Source organism: Parasphingorhabdus halotolerans, assembly GCF_012516475.1.
Classification (GTDB): Bacteria; Pseudomonadota; Alphaproteobacteria; order Sphingomonadales; family Sphingomonadaceae; genus Parasphingorhabdus; species Parasphingorhabdus halotolerans.
This window is the reverse complement of the sequence record NZ_CP051217.1, coordinates 2,837,649-2,851,773: the sequence shown is the minus strand read 5'-3', so window position 1 is coordinate 2,851,773 and position 14,125 is coordinate 2,837,649. Positions and strand designations below refer to the sequence as shown.

Below are 14,125 nucleotides of genomic sequence, written 5' to 3'. Positions count from 1 at the left end.
AGGCGTAAACCTACCCGTTAAACTTGCCTCCTACGGCTGCCTTCTTCTGAAGCAGGTCCGCAACCGGCAGCCCATGTTTTTCCAGGCCGGCAACTAGATTGTCGAGCCCAACCGTATCGGCCCAGAACATCGGGCCGCCGGTATAAAGCGGCCAGCCGTAGCCATTGATCCAGACCACATCGATATCACTTGCGCGCTGCGCCATGCCTTCCTCGAGGATTTTCGCGCCTTCGTTGACCATCGGGTAGAGCAACCGTTCGCGAATTTCGTCCTTCGAAATCTCGCGTTGTTCCTTGCCAGCTTTGGCCGCGAATTCCGCGATGATCTGCTTGACCTCGTCAGAAGGCGTACGTTGCCGCGCTTCATCATAATCGTAGAAGCCTTTGCCGACTTTCTGTCCCCAGCGACCCACGGCACATAGGGCGTCCCGCAAGGTTTCGATGCGCTCCGGATCACGATGCCAGCCAATATCGACACCGGCCAGATCAGACATTTGAAACGGCCCCATCGGAAAACCGAATTCCAGAAGCACATCGTCCACATCCCAGTAATTGGCGCCTTCCATGATCATCAGATTGGCCTGTTCCTGACGCGGGCTGAGCATCCGGTTGCCTATAAAGCCGGGGCAGACGCCGGAAACTGCTGCGACTTTACCGATCTGTTTGGACAGCTTCATCGCGGTCATCAGCACATCATCTGCGGTCTTCTCGCCGCGCACGATTTCGAGCAATTTCATCACATTGGCGGGTGAGAAAAAATGCAAACCGAGCACATATTCCGGGCGCTTGGTCACCGCAGCGATCTCGTCAATATTCAAATAGCTGGTGTTGCTGGCAAGGATCGCGCCCTGCTTTACAATCCCGTCCAGCTTGGTGAACACTTCCTTTTTCACATCCATATTCTCGAACACCGCTTCGATCACCAGATCGCAATCGGCGAGATCGTCATAAGACAGGCTAGGCGTCAAAATGCTCATGGCATCTTCAACCTGCTGCTCGGTCATCCGGCCACGCTTGGCCGTATTCTCGTAGTTTTTGCGGATGACATTAACGCCGCGTTCCAACGCTTCCTCTTTCAACTCGACAATGGTCACGGGAATGCCAGCCGACAGAAAGTTCATACCTATGCCACCACCCATCGTCCCGGCGCCCAAAATGCCGACCTTCTTGATCGGGATGAGGTCAATTTTAGGATCAATGCCGTCAATCTTGTTGGCCGCGCGTTCGGCAAAGAAATAATGCCGCATGGCCGCCGACTGGGTCCCGGTCATCAGCTTCATGAACAATTCCCGCTCTTTGGCTACGCCATCGGAATAGGAGAGTTCACCGGCTGCTTTCACCGCCTGAATGCCTGCTTCGGGAGCCTCGAACCCGCGAATTTTACGGCCGTTTTTCTGCCGGAACTCGTCAAATATCGCAGGATTCCTGATGCCGTCTTCATTGGCCGTGCCCTCAGACGACCTCGGCGGCGCCTTGCCAATTTGTTCTCGCGCAAAGGCTATGGCATCATCGGCCAGACTGTCTTCACCAACCACCTTGTCAACCAGACCGATAGCGTGCGCCTGTTTCGCAGAAATCGGATTGCCGATCACCACCATCGGCAAGGCAGCCGCAGCGCCAACCACGCGCGGCAATCGCTGGGTTCCGGCAGCACCTGGAATCAATCCCAGCTTCACTTCCGGCAAGCCCATTTTCGCAGAAGGAACCGCAACACGATAGTGGCACGCCAGCGCAACCTCGCAGCCGCCGCCCAAAGCCGTGCCGTGGATCGCTGCGACGACGGGCTTGCTGCTTGCCTCCAAACGATCAAGCGCCTCACCGAGATTGGGCCCCTGCATCGGTTTTCCAAATTCTGTAATATCCGCGCCAGCGAAAAACGTCCGACCATCACAGCGAATGACCACAGCCTCGACCGCATCGTCCGACAGTGCCTCGTCAATCCCATCAACGAGTCCTTGGCGAACCGCTCCACCCAGAGCATTGACCGGCGGATTATTCGAGACAATGACCAGAATATTTTGATGTTTTTCAGTGGTAACTACAGACATTTTTTTCTCCAGCAAGGCCATGGTTCAGTCACAAAAAGATGCGGCACGGCATAAAATAAAGCGCGAAAATCGAACAAGCCCGATGAGTATCACAATGGGTAACGATTGGAAATCAGGCTTTTGCCCGGGAGCATATTAAACAGGTGCAAAAGGACCGCTTTGGGCCACGGATATTGCTGGGCTGTGAAGCCGGTGCGGACACAATATTGATAACAGTCTTTTGTGCAATTGCTTGCAAATCAATAGCGCAACCACCTTTGTTCATGCGACAGAGAAACACATCTTTTGCTTTTTGACATCAGTTATTTTCTATGCTCCATTGTATTTGAAAACAGTAGAGGTTTACGTTGGCGGTATCACCTTCTTTTAGCGGATCCAAAAAGCGGCTTTGCGTCACAATATTGGCAAGCTCGCTTTCAGGCTGTGTTGCTATGGCACCAGTCGCATTCAATTCACAAGCTGGCACAGGGCAATTTCGATATATATCAGAATTTGATGCAAAGAGATGCGAAGCCAGCGGACTGAACATCATGAATCCGTCCGAATGCAAATTCTGGAGCCAGCCTATCAACTTACCCAAAAATAAATATATGAGGCTTGGAAACTACAGAGTTTTATCGCAGATTGATGGCGCTTCTCCATGCTTGACAGGTCTGGAAGTTCAGCATGCAGACAATGGCCATGCCGCATCAGAAACGCTTGGCCCATGCAAACGTTAGCTGTATTTCACCATCCGGTTCCGGAGGTAAAAATTTGTTTATTCCGGGTCTATAAAATGGTTAAAAACGTTATTTGATAGTAGTATCCAGTATATTTATTCCCGATCCTGAAAGGGAAGAAAATGGCAAGATGGCTTCTGTTTTCCACAATCATCCTATTGGGTGCTTGCGGCGAGCCGGATAAGGCAAGCGATGATAGCCAATCATGGCTGGATCAGAACCAAGAACCGGAAGACGCAAACACATCTGCATTTTCCGGCCCGAATGGCCTTGACGACAGATTTAATGAGGCTCAACACGTTGCGAGGACGATAATGGGCCAGCGAAAAAACACACTATACGCTGATCCGAATTTGGAAAAACAATTCAGCTTTTTCAAATCCTACTTCGAGGCTGGTACAACTGATCTGGCCGACTGTGGATCGTTCAGCAGCTTTGGCTCGCAACCTCAATCTACCGATGAAAACGATGCAGACAGATTAACTTCAGGCGAAACGCAAAGCCGGCAGATCGAAGAGCTGGCTACTTACAGTGAAATTACGAGATCTTTCCTGAATCGATTGGGTTATTCCAATCAAGTAATAAATCAGCCGCTCGAAGGCTATATTCAATCGATGTTGAAAGAAATGCGGGACAGCAATGGTGCATATTTGGGAACGGAAACACGCGATCAGTACCAACAAAAACTCGCTGAAACCATGAATATATTAAGACTGGAATACCAGCCAGATATGCCTCAAATCATTTGGGAAGGAGGATGCGGCGCTTTTGACGAGCCATTTGATATCGTGTTTAAACCGGATAATGGTGTCGGCTGGATTATAGGAAAATTTGATTTCGAACTATGCCGATTTCGCAAGCAAGATCCTTGGAATGTGAATGGGAACTGTCGGGGTTGGGAGGAAATTTCAGACGGTGACCGGATGCGTCTATCCGGTAACTACATCTACCAGGCCAGCTGGCCGAATGGTAAAAAACGAAAAGGCACAAAATCTGCGGTCGCTGATGAACTATCGGAAACAAATGTAATAACATTGAGGGCACCATGACGAAAGAGCGCACTACCCTTAAGGATTTCACGGATAATATGGGTCTTGTTATCGGATTGGCCAGTGGTGCTGCTCTACTGACGTTTTTCGCCAATTTTGCCGGACTTGATCCACCATCCTATCCGCAAATAAAATATGTTGGTGCTGCCTTGTCAGTCGCTTGTGCGCTGATTGTCTGGAACAAGGCCCGAAACGCAACTGTCAAATATCGGTCACGGATGATTGCGGTTTGCGCGATCTTGATGATCGCTGGTTTGCTTACCTATTTTTTTGCTTATTCACTATTTGTAGAACCGGGACCGGGACCGGATATCCGGATAGTGAGGGGATATGAATGCACTACCGCAGCCTTGGCGGTCTTTGGCAATAGTTGCCCCGACCTTCCTTCAAGTGCGCTGGCTGATGCCCAATGGGATACTCGCCAGTTGTGGACCCGGCTCTCGGTATCAATCGTTGAATTTGGGCTGGTTACAACGTGGCTTGTTTTTACGACCGCACTCATTGCGACGATTGGCGCAGTGATTGCGGGTCGCAAATGAGTCGAAAAAATACTGGCAACAACCTTTAGGATATATTTGGCGACTTATCGCCAAGACTGTTTCGTAATGAACCAGCCGCCAAGCATCGGTATCCGACACTTGGCGTCAAATTTCCCGCTTCCCCTAACTTAATCACTCAGTTAAACCCGAGTGATGATCCTGCCAGCAAGCAAGCCCAATCGACTCTGTCCTACATCCGTTCACCGCGTTATGCTCGCACGATGATGGATTTGCGCATGTTCAACCCGGCAACCACTCCACTTTTGCAAAGTCGCACTTTGCGCCACAATGGTCGGAAATATTTCTTGGTTTTGCAGTGCTTCCAGCCAAAAGTCACAGAAAATAAAAGCGGCATTTGCTGTCAATTTCACCACGCGAAGAAAAGGTAATCACCCCGATGAGCTGGAAACCCGAACTGGAGGAACTGGCCGAGCGCCAGCGCCTCGCCGAACAAATGGGCGGGGAAGAAAAGGTTTCGCGCCAGCATGGGCGCGGCAAGCTGGATGCGCGACAACGGATTGCTGGGATTGTCGATGAAGGCAGCTTTCGCGAGATTGGCAAGATTGCCGGACGCGGGACTTATGCCAAGGACGGAACATTTGAGGATTTTGCACCCAGCAACCTGATCTTTGGCCGCGCCAATATTGAGGGACGCCCAGTGGTTGCCAGCGCCGATGATTTTACCGTGCGAGGCGGAGCGGCGGATGCGGCGCTGCATCGCAAGTTCACCCAATGCGAAAAAATGGCGCACACGCTGGGCATACCGATGATCCGGATGATTGATGGCACCGGCGGGGGTGGATCGGTCAAGTCGCTTGAAGACATGGGCTTTACCTATGTCCCCGCCGTTCCGGGCTGGGAAGATATTATCAAAAATCAGGACACCGTGCCGGTCGTGGCGCTGGCGCTGGGCCCGACGGCGGGCATGGGCGCAGCACGGACGGTGGCCTCGCACTACTCGATAATGGTGCGCGGCCTGTCGCAGATTTTTGCTGCTGGTCCAGCTGTTGCCGCCGCAATCGGCGACATGCTGACCAAGGAAGAATTAGGCGGCTCCGACATTCATGCTACCAACGGCGTGGTCGATGAAGAAGTCGCCAGCGAAGCCGAAGCCTTCCTGACCGCGCGCAAATTTCTCTCTTATCTGCCGAGCAATATAAACCAGCTCGCTGCGCGGACGCCCTGCTCCGATCCGGTTGATCGCAAGGAAGAAAGCTTGCTCTCCGCCGTGCCACGCGAAGACAAACAGGTGTATTCCATGCGCAAGATCATGGACTCGGTCTTTGACGAAGGCAGTGTTTTCGAAATGGGCAGACGCTGGGGCCGCGCGGCGATCACCGCTTTTGCCCGGCTTGATGGCTATCCGGTCGCGGTACTCGCAAATGATCCCAGCTTTCTGGGCGGTTCATGGGAAGCAAAGTCTTCGGAAAAGGTCGAGCGCTTCGCCAAGCTGGCCGAACAGTTTCAGCTTCCGGTCGTCCATCTGGTCGACAACCCTGGCTTCATGATTGGTGAACATGCCGAGCGGACAGGCACCATCCGATACGGCGTGCAGGCGATGAACGCGGTTTATAAAGCGACTGTGCCGTGGGCGAGCGTCATCGTGCGCCGCGCTTACGGAATTGCCGGGAGTGCGATGAGCAATGCGGAGAATTTCCAATATCGCTTTGCCTGGCCCTCAGGCGACTGGGGGTCGCTGCCGATCGCGGGCGGGCTGGAGGTCGCTTATAAGGCAGATATCGAGGCATCGGATGACCCGGCGGCCCGATTGGCAGAAATAAAAGCCAAGCTCAATCTGGTCACATCGCCGTTCCGGACCGCCGAGCATTTCAGCGTCGAGGATATTATCGATCCGCGTGAAACACGTCCGTTGTTGTGCGAATTCGCAGAGCTGGCATGGCGCAAGCTGCAAGGATGAAAACGGAGAAAACAGTGACCGTTTTCGTCGAACCGTAACGCGCATTGCTAAAATGAACATTGCTCCTGCCCCATATCCGATTGGAGGCGCTGGCCAGAGGCTTGCGCGTTTGCTTCACGAGTCTTTCCACCAGAATGCTAAAAATTAACCCGGGGTATTAACCAGAATCAAAATTTATTTCCTCGCAATCACGGGACTTTATGCCTTGCTGTGCGCTCCATCACGCCAATATGGCGGAAATCTACTATCTAAAGTTCAGCAGATGGATATCATTTCATCTACAGTAATAAACGGTTCATCGTCGATTCAGCAACGATTTGCGATTTGAAACGAAGTCAGTTTGAGTTTGGCAACAGCAATAGAAGGAAGCGCAGATGTATTTATCACCCCGTTCATTCATCAACCATCCCGCCGAACCATTGAGTGCCGCACATACCGGTACTGTTCAGCGCGGATATCAGCCGCTCTATCACCTGGACATTGTCAATCGCTGCCCCGGGTGCGGCAAGTCGCATTGGTATGTGGGTCGGATGAGCGCGGAATGCGCGCATTGCGAAACCGCACTTCCACTAGCGATTGTAGCAAGTCAGCCCATGTCGCCGCGTTTCACGGAGCATTTTAGCAAAACCGCAATGGCGGCCTGATTACGGGATCCGCCAGCCTCGTCCCGGCGGACGGTCAAGCGCATTGCTCAGCTTTCGCGCAGGCTCTTCAGATAAGATCCTGCGGCATTGGATTTGATCCGCACCCACATCGGCTTATGATCGGATAGCTGAAATGTCCGCCAGCTGGACTTGTAATATTTGGTCAGCGCAGCCCCTGCTTGTCTTTGCCGCCTGCTTTTTTGCGCAATTCCGATTCATATTCCAGCGTGTCCTGATCGCGATAGACCGATTTGAACATCTCGAATATCCCGGCATTAGCGCGCTTTGGATCGTCGGTCTGGCGGTCTATAAACTCCAGAGTATCATCATCGGTCATAAACGCGATCTGGTCATAATATTTGGTCAGATCGAGATTGCTTGGGCGGTTCAGGGCGTTGGGAATACGAAAGCCATGCCGTTTGAGCGCCGTCATTGTTTCGTGATCGGGATGGACGATGTTGAAATCGCCGAGCAAGATCAACGACCGCTTGGTTTTCTGGGCTTCAGTAGCTCGCGCGGCAAAATATTCCGCTACCCGATCAATTTCCTGAACCCGTTCTTCCAGCTTCGTTCCAGACGCTGACCCGTAGAACAGATGGACGGTACAAAGGTCAAATTTAAACCAGCTTGACCTAAACGCGGTGACAAATGGGGTCCGCCGAAACTGCTTTCCCTGATATAGTTTTCCGCCTTCGCCTGCGGTCGCATCGGTAATCAGCATCGCCGTCGGCAGCACGATTTCGCCCGCGATATTCTCGAACTTCACTTTGCGCTTGTCATAGAGATACAGCAGCCGCTCGCCGCCGCTGCCGAGTTTATGATGGGTCTTGTCGGTCGCGATAAAATCATAATCGGGGCCAAGCCGGTCCATGATGTCATACCAGTCGTCGAGATCGACCACTTCCTGCACGGCAACGAGATCAAACCGCGACAAAATCTCGGCAATGTAAAACAGGCTTTCGGGCAATCGCGAGACTTTGCCAAAATTGCGGATATTCCATGTTGCTAGCAGCAAGGTCTGCTCGCTATCCTTGTCCGGCACTTCCCGATCAAGCTGCACCATCAGCCGTTCCAGGTTTGTAACTACCCGGGCGCGGTCGCTTTTGCGGATGCGTCTGAGATAATGATATTGCGGCATGATCTTCTCCGATTTTCCAGAACCCGATTATGCGACCTTATTATTATCTATCCCGTATAGCCTATTTTGCAGACCAGTTATACCCGCTAGGACTAACTCGGCCCTGACCCTAAATATCACCAAAGCTTTTGAGGGCGGCTGGCGCAACAATATCGCCCCATTCCTGAACAAAATGCCCTGCTTCGTCGATGAGCAAGGGTTCCGGGCAGCCGTTTATCAAACCATGCATCATTTTCATAACTGGCGGCCCCAAAACCGGATCAGCGCCGCCGATGGCCATGAAGCTGGGGCCAGACCATTCGCCGCTCCAAAATTTTGCCGCCTGCTTGCTGGTTTCCACCCCCTCCATATCCGGCGTCACCGGAACCAGCGCAGGAAATTTACGGGCACCAGCTTGAAAACTGGAATCGGGGTACGGCGCATTATAAGCTGCCGTTTCAGCCTCGCTCATGTGCGGTGTTCCACGCGCAATAATTTCTCCCGCGTCAAAAACTGGCACTGTCAGGGCATATTCTTTCCAGGCGTTGAAGCCGTCACCAGCGCCAGTGCCAAGGCCAAGAGCCGTATTCATAATAATTAACCGGGACAAACGCACCTTGAATTTGGGATCAACCGGCAACGTGAGACCGATGAGTCCGCCCCAATCCTGCACCACCAATGTGATGTTTTTCAGATCAAGCCGCTCGACCAGCGCCAATATATGGTCGCGGTGAAAATCAAATGTGTAGGTATCCAGTTCCGTCGGCTTGTCTGACCGGCCAAAACCGAAGAAATCCGGACAAATTACCCGGGCACCGGTCGCGATAAAATGCGGGATCATCTTGCGATAGAGAAACGACCAGCTCGGCTCACCATGCAAGCACAAAAAAACCTTGTCCGCATCCGTCGGTCCTGCCTCAACATAAGAGGCGCGAAGCCCTTCGTAACCGGGCAGATCATTCACATATTGCACCGGAAAATCAAAATCCGGGATGGAGGCAAAGCGTTCATCAGGGGTGCGAAGCGCAGAAATAGTCATGGCGGGTAATCCTCTCGAGTTGCGATGTGAAACTTGTCAGGCCACCGGGAACGCGTCAAGCAGAGCGTTCGAACGGAGCAGAATCTGCCATTCGCCCTCAACCAAAGCATATCATATCAGAAGCCCGATCATATACGGCTCGGCTTCGCGAAAATGGCGCTGGAACAGATCATCGACAAAGCATGGCGGAGCGGCGCATCTTTCCATCATGACGGCAGCTTTCGCCATGCGCGGTTCGCCAGTTCAGGCCGCTATGCTTGACAACCGCAATATCTGTTACGGCTTCGCCTTGGGGAAGCTAGAATTCATCGCCCAGATAAATCTCACGAACCATCTCGTCTTCCAGCATAACTTCGGGCGTACCATGAAAGACTATCTGCCCTTCATGGATGACGTATACGCGGTCGAGCAGATCGACCAGTTCGTGCACATTCTGATCGGTCATTAATACGCCGATATTATGGTCTTTCAGTTTTCGGATCATGTGGGTGATGTCCCGGACCGACATCGGATCAATCCCGGCAAAGGGCTCATCAAGCAGCATGACCGACGGCTGGGCAGCCATTGCGCGGGCAATTTCGCAACGACGCCGCTCTCCGCCAGACAGTGCTCTTCCTGGTGCGTTGCGGACATATTCGATGTGAAACTCTTCCAGTAATTCCTGCAGTTTCTTTTGACGTGCGACCGGGTCAGGCTCGGACAGTTCCAGCACCGTCAATATATTCTGTTCAACCGACATGGTGGCAAAAATTGAAGCCTCTTGAGGGAGGTATCCCAGACCGCGCAACGCCCGTTTGTCGAGCGGCATTTTTGAGACGTCATCATGGCCGATCAATATCTGGCCCGCATTTATCTTGACCAGCCCGAGGATGGAAAAAAATGTGACAGTTTTGCCCGCGCCATCGGGGCCCAGTAGTCCCACTATTTCACCGCGTTTAACATCCAGCGAGATTCCATGAAGCACCTCATGTCTGCCAAAAGCCTTGGACACCGAGACGACGGACAAGACGCTGTCCGGCACCGCAGTGTTCGAGGCTATTGCTGGTTGCGGGATGACAATATGCTTCACCTGCTGATTCCTGAATTCTGATCCACATCCCAGACTAGGCAATCGGTTCGCTTCAAAATATCAGGGAGACTACGTATATTGCATTCACAAAAACTGCGACTTGTTGACTGACAAGATTGTATCTAATGCTGTCAGAACAGATGCTGAAGGTTGCAAGTTACAATATCCACAAATGCGTTGGCACCGACCGGAGGCGTAATCCCGGGCGCACTATTGATGTGCTCAACGAACTGGATGCGGATATTGTTGCGCTTCAGGAAGCGGATCGGCGCTTTGGCGCGCGGGCTGCCGCTATCCCTTCACTCTTGCTGGAACAGAATAGCGATTATCTGGCGGTTCCGCTGGATGTCCAGACGGATTCGATGGGCTGGCATGGCAACGCAATATTGGTCCGGAAATCGGCCAATATCAACATGCATGACATTGTTCACATTCCCTGTCTCGAACCGCGCGGTGCGATTGTAGCCAAGATCGAAACCGGCGGTATGGAACTGGTTATTTGGGGTATGCACCTGGACATTTCCGGCCTCTGGCGACGCAGGCAGGCGTCAGCGATTGAGAAACTTGCCAGGGAACATGGCCGCGACATGCCGACTGTCCTGATGGGCGATCTGAACGAATGGAGGCCGTCAGGTGGCTGTCTGAAAGATTTTGGTCGTAGCTATAATTTTGCACCATGCGGGCGCAGCTTCCACGCCAGAGGGCCGGTCGCCGAACTGGACAGGATCATGCATTGCGACCGCATAAAGCTGATCGACTGCGGGGTATTCGAAAGCCCGTCAGCGCGAAAGGCGTCGGATCATTTGCCAATCTGGGCAAAACTGGAAATTGTTGCTACCCAGTTCAGCCCAGTGAATCTTGAAGCTCATCCCTGAATTTCGGATGCGCCAATCCGACTAGCGCTTCGGCGCGTTGATGGATTGTTTTTCCTTTCAGATCGGCCCTGCCATATTCGGTGACGATAATATGCGTATCGTTGCGCGGCGCGACCGCTTTCAAGGGAGGAAAATCAATCATCGCCTGCCAGTCCGCCGCCTGCGACGGCACAGTTCCGCGGATATTGGACGTTTACAGAGCGTCTCGGGACACCAGAAACTTCTCAGCCGTCACCGTAACCCTCGGGCATGGCGGGGCTAATTCCTCCACTCGGCGTGCACTTAAGATACTGGTAAATAAGGGAATAAATAATGGTGCTGCTAGAGAGAATTGAACTCTCGACCTCGTCATTACCAATGACGCGCTCTACCACTGAGCTACAGCAGCTTAACCATTGTATGGGGAACGATGCACCGATTGCATCTTCCCTACGATCAGCGCGCCTAAGACCAAATGGTTAAGGCAATGTCAAGCGGAGTTGCATTGCAGTTGCAATATCGGATTGGAAATGGCAATTGATCCTCATGCCAAAACCTGTCCCAAAGTCTGAAAAAGAGCGCAAGGAAGCCGCGAAAGCGGAACGTCTGGCCGAGCAGTTGCGGGCAAATCTGCGGCTGCGAAAATCGCAGGCGAAGGATATTAGTCGGGGCGAGCCGCCGAAGAGTTAAAGCGCTACAACCGCGCGTTCTGGCTTGATCGTCTCAAATTCCGTCACCGCATCAATGAATTTCTGTGAAACTGGAGCGACTTGCTCGGTTTTCGGATCGAACCAGACGTAGGTTAGCGTCACAACATTGAGCAGTTCCTCCCCGCGTAATATGTGGCAAAGCAGCGAATAGCTGGTCTTTCCAAAACGCGTGATCCGTACCGCTATGTCGAGCAGATCATCCGCTTTGCCCGGCGCGCGGAAATCGACATCGGCGTGACGCACCCAGTTATCGCCACCGAAATGTCCGATAAAGCCATGTAGCATATCACGTTCAGCGCTGCCGGTCTGTTCGACCATCAAAGCGCGCATATATTCGGTGAGCCCGACATCGGCGAAAGCCAGATATTGGGCATTGAACACGATACCCTGCAAATCGCACTCCGCATAGCGGACACGCAAGGGAGCGATCAGGCGGAAGCCTTCGCGGGGGTCTGGGTTTTGAGCCATTTAGAGCGCTTTACACTGCTCTTTGAGCCAATTGAGAGCAGCGCCCTCAATCTGGGGGCCGACAATCTCCAGCACTTTGGTATGATAATCATCCACCCATTGGCGTTGCGCGTCAGACAGCATGGCAACATCAATCAGCCGACGATCCAGTGGAGCATAGGTCAGCGTTTCAAAGCCTAACATATCCTGCTCTGCCCCATTGATCTCGCGTTTTTCAACGAGAATGAGGTTTTCAATGCGGATGCCGAATGCGTCGGTCTTATAATAGCCCGGTTCATTGGAACAGATCATGCCAGCAACCAGCGGTTCACCGAAGCCGCCAAACGCCGCGATACGCTGAGGGCCTTCATGGACCGAGAGATAAGCGCCAACGCCGTGGCCGGTTCCGTGAGCATAATCGACGCCATCGGCCCAAAGATATTGCCGGGCTAAAATGTCAAGCTGTCCGCCGACGGTGCCTTTTGGGAAAACCGCTTTTGCTAGCGCAATATGCCCCTGCAAAACCTGGGTGTAACGCTTGATCATCTCGGGAGTCGGTTCTCCGACAGCCATGGTCCGCGTTACATCGGTGGTCCCGTCGCGATATTGCCCACCGCTATCGACCAGATAGAGCGTGCCGGTTTCGATTTTACGATTGGTCTCTTCATTCACACTATAGTGGCAAAGCGCGCCGTTAGGTCCAGCGCCTGAAATTGTGCGAAACGATAGATCTCTAAGCTTGTCTGATTGCCCACGAAATTCGGCCAGCTTTGCTGCGACGGACAATTCATCCTGATCATTCAGCGCATTTTCCGAAAACCAGTGCAAGAAACGTGTGAGAGCCGCACCATCGCGCGCTTGCGCCGCTTTGTGGCCATTAATCTCGGTTTCGTTTTTAATCGCCTTGGCCAAGATCGTGGGATCGCGTTTTTTAATAATCGTCGCGCCAGCATTTTCCAGTTGTTCAAAGATCGCGCTAACAGAACGCTCTGGATCGACGCCGACTTTCTGACCTCTATACTCTGAAAGAGCGGTTTCAAATTCCGCGTAATCCCGAAGCGACACCGCGTTGCCCAAATGCACGCGCACGTCGTCCGTCAACTTCTCGGGTGCAACAAACAATTCCGCGCTGCCGTCTTTTTTCACGATCGCATAGCCACGCGGAACGGGGGTGTTGGAGATATCCTGTCCGCGAATGTTAAAGGCCCAGGCTACGCTATCCAGCGCTGCGATCACCGTCGCGTCCAGTCCTTCATCCATCAGCCAGTCAGCGATATCTGCACGTTTATCGGCAGAGCTTTTGCCGGCGAATTCATCGGGCTGGACATCAAGCTTAGCGAGTGAAGGCTCCGGCTGGTCCTCCCAAACCGCGTCAATCGGATTGGTTTGGACCGCCATCAGCTTCGCACCTGCTTTCTGAAGCTTCGCAGAGGCGGACTTGGCCCAATCTTGCGTATGAAGCCACGCGTCGTAACCGATGGTCGCGCCTTCAGGAGCATTGTTACCAAGCCAGTCAATCAAGCTGTGGTCCGCAGTACCCACATATTCATAAAGCTTGCCATCAACCTGATCGCGCACCTGAATAGTGTAGCGTCCATCTACGAAAATCGCCGCTTTATCCTTGAGGACAACCGCCGACCCAGCCGAACCGCCAAAACCGGTAAGCCATGCCAAACGCTGAGCATAATCACCGACATATTCGCTCATATGTTCATCGCAAATCGGGACGACAAAGCCGTCAAGACCATCTTTGGCCATTTGTTCGCGTAGCGCGGACAGGCGGGCTTCGTAAGTGGACATCAACATAGCGGCGAAAACTCCTTGAATTAGCGTGTTACCAAACACATAGGTGTTTCAGACCGTTTTCGCCACTTATTTCACCGAAAGCGGGCGCTTATGAAACTCCCTATTTTGCCTTTGGTATAGGCAGCGGCACTGATCGCGCAGCCCGCACTCGCACAGGAAGAAGCAGC

14 protein-coding genes and 1 tRNA gene are annotated in these 14,125 nt (G+C 52.7%); 5 read left to right on the top strand and 10 right to left on the bottom strand.

Annotated elements, in window-relative coordinates:
* Positions 1–10: 10 nt before the first annotated feature.
* Both HF685_RS14000 and HF685_RS13995 read right to left on the bottom strand, forming a co-directional pair.
* Positions 11–2,047 carry a 3-hydroxyacyl-CoA dehydrogenase NAD-binding domain-containing protein gene (locus HF685_RS14000; protein ID WP_168820516.1) on the bottom strand — a complete coding sequence of 679 codons (2,037 nt, stop codon included), beginning with the start codon at positions 2,045–2,047 and terminating at the stop codon, positions 11–13.
* Between the two features lie 298 nt (positions 2,048–2,345).
* On the bottom strand, positions 2,346–2,579 hold the full coding sequence (locus HF685_RS13995; RefSeq protein WP_168820515.1) for a hypothetical protein: 234 nt from the start codon (positions 2,577–2,579) through the stop codon (positions 2,346–2,348).
* 309 nt (positions 2,580–2,888) lie between these two features.
* Between HF685_RS13995 and HF685_RS13990 the strand changes: the two genes are divergently transcribed.
* The 3 genes from HF685_RS13990 to HF685_RS13980 all read left to right on the top strand — a co-directional run bounded on the left by HF685_RS13990 (position 2,889) and on the right by HF685_RS13980 (position 6,272).
* Positions 2,889–3,815, top strand: a complete 927-nt coding sequence (locus tag HF685_RS13990) for a hypothetical protein (RefSeq protein ID WP_168820514.1) — start codon at positions 2,889–2,891, stop codon at positions 3,813–3,815.
* Positions 3,812–4,354, top strand: a complete 543-nt coding sequence (locus HF685_RS13985) for a hypothetical protein (RefSeq protein WP_168817455.1) — start codon at positions 3,812–3,814, stop codon at positions 4,352–4,354. The genes HF685_RS13990 and HF685_RS13985 overlap by 4 nt, the downstream gene beginning before the upstream one ends.
* A 397-nt stretch (positions 4,355–4,751) precedes the next feature.
* Positions 4,752–6,272, top strand: coding sequence for an acyl-CoA carboxylase subunit beta (locus HF685_RS13980; RefSeq protein ID WP_168820513.1), 1,521 nt, complete (start codon positions 4,752–4,754; stop codon positions 6,270–6,272).
* A 392-nt stretch (positions 6,273–6,664) separates the two neighbouring features.
* On the opposite strand, the gene HF685_RS16125 is transcribed toward HF685_RS13980, so the two are convergent.
* From HF685_RS16125 to lptB, 4 genes are all read right to left on the bottom strand, one after another.
* Positions 6,665–6,823, bottom strand: coding sequence for a hypothetical protein (locus HF685_RS16125; protein ID WP_211051223.1), 159 nt, complete (start codon positions 6,821–6,823; stop codon positions 6,665–6,667).
* 256 nt (positions 6,824–7,079) lie between these two features.
* Positions 7,080–8,054, bottom strand: a complete 975-nt coding sequence (locus HF685_RS13975; protein ID WP_168820512.1) for an endonuclease/exonuclease/phosphatase family protein — start codon at positions 8,052–8,054, stop codon at positions 7,080–7,082.
* A 109-nt stretch (positions 8,055–8,163) separates the two neighbouring features.
* Positions 8,164–9,072, bottom strand: a complete 909-nt coding sequence (locus HF685_RS13970) for a haloalkane dehalogenase (protein ID WP_168820511.1) — start codon at positions 9,070–9,072, stop codon at positions 8,164–8,166.
* A 298-nt stretch (positions 9,073–9,370) separates the two neighbouring features.
* On the bottom strand, positions 9,371–10,141 hold the full coding sequence (gene lptB / locus HF685_RS13965; RefSeq protein WP_168820510.1) for an LPS export ABC transporter ATP-binding protein: 771 nt from the start codon (positions 10,139–10,141) through the stop codon (positions 9,371–9,373).
* A 125-nt stretch (positions 10,142–10,266) separates the two neighbouring features.
* On the opposite strand from lptB, the gene HF685_RS13960 reads away from it, so the two are divergent.
* Complete coding sequence (locus HF685_RS13960) at positions 10,267–11,016, top strand: endonuclease/exonuclease/phosphatase family protein (protein ID WP_168820509.1); 750 nt, start codon at positions 10,267–10,269, stop codon at positions 11,014–11,016.
* Here the strand turns inward: HF685_RS13960 and HF685_RS13955 are convergent.
* Together HF685_RS13955 and HF685_RS13950 are read right to left on the bottom strand one after the other, a co-directional pair.
* Positions 10,985–11,158, bottom strand: coding sequence for an acetyl-CoA hydrolase/transferase C-terminal domain-containing protein (locus tag HF685_RS13955; protein WP_168821542.1), 174 nt, complete (start codon positions 11,156–11,158; stop codon positions 10,985–10,987). The two genes, HF685_RS13960 and HF685_RS13955, sit on opposite strands and share 32 nt — an antisense overlap.
* 171 nt (positions 11,159–11,329) lie before the next feature.
* A tRNA-Thr gene (locus HF685_RS13950) sits at positions 11,330–11,404 on the bottom strand.
* A 137-nt stretch (positions 11,405–11,541) separates the two neighbouring features.
* On the opposite strand from HF685_RS13950, the gene HF685_RS13945 reads away from it, so the two are divergent.
* Positions 11,542–11,685: a hypothetical protein gene (locus HF685_RS13945; protein WP_168820508.1), complete on the top strand. Its 144-nt coding sequence runs from the start codon at positions 11,542–11,544 to the stop codon at positions 11,683–11,685.
* Here the strand turns inward: HF685_RS13945 and HF685_RS13940 are convergent.
* Together HF685_RS13940 and HF685_RS13935 are read right to left on the bottom strand one after the other, a co-directional pair.
* Complete coding sequence (locus HF685_RS13940) at positions 11,682–12,173, bottom strand: acyl-CoA thioesterase (RefSeq protein WP_168820507.1); 492 nt, start codon at positions 12,171–12,173, stop codon at positions 11,682–11,684. The genes HF685_RS13945 and HF685_RS13940 overlap by 4 nt on opposite strands.
* Positions 12,174–13,952 carry an aminopeptidase P family protein gene (locus HF685_RS13935; protein ID WP_168821541.1) on the bottom strand — a complete coding sequence of 593 codons (1,779 nt, stop codon included), beginning with the start codon at positions 13,950–13,952 and terminating at the stop codon, positions 12,174–12,176.
* Between the last annotated feature and the right edge of the window lie 173 nt (positions 13,953–14,125).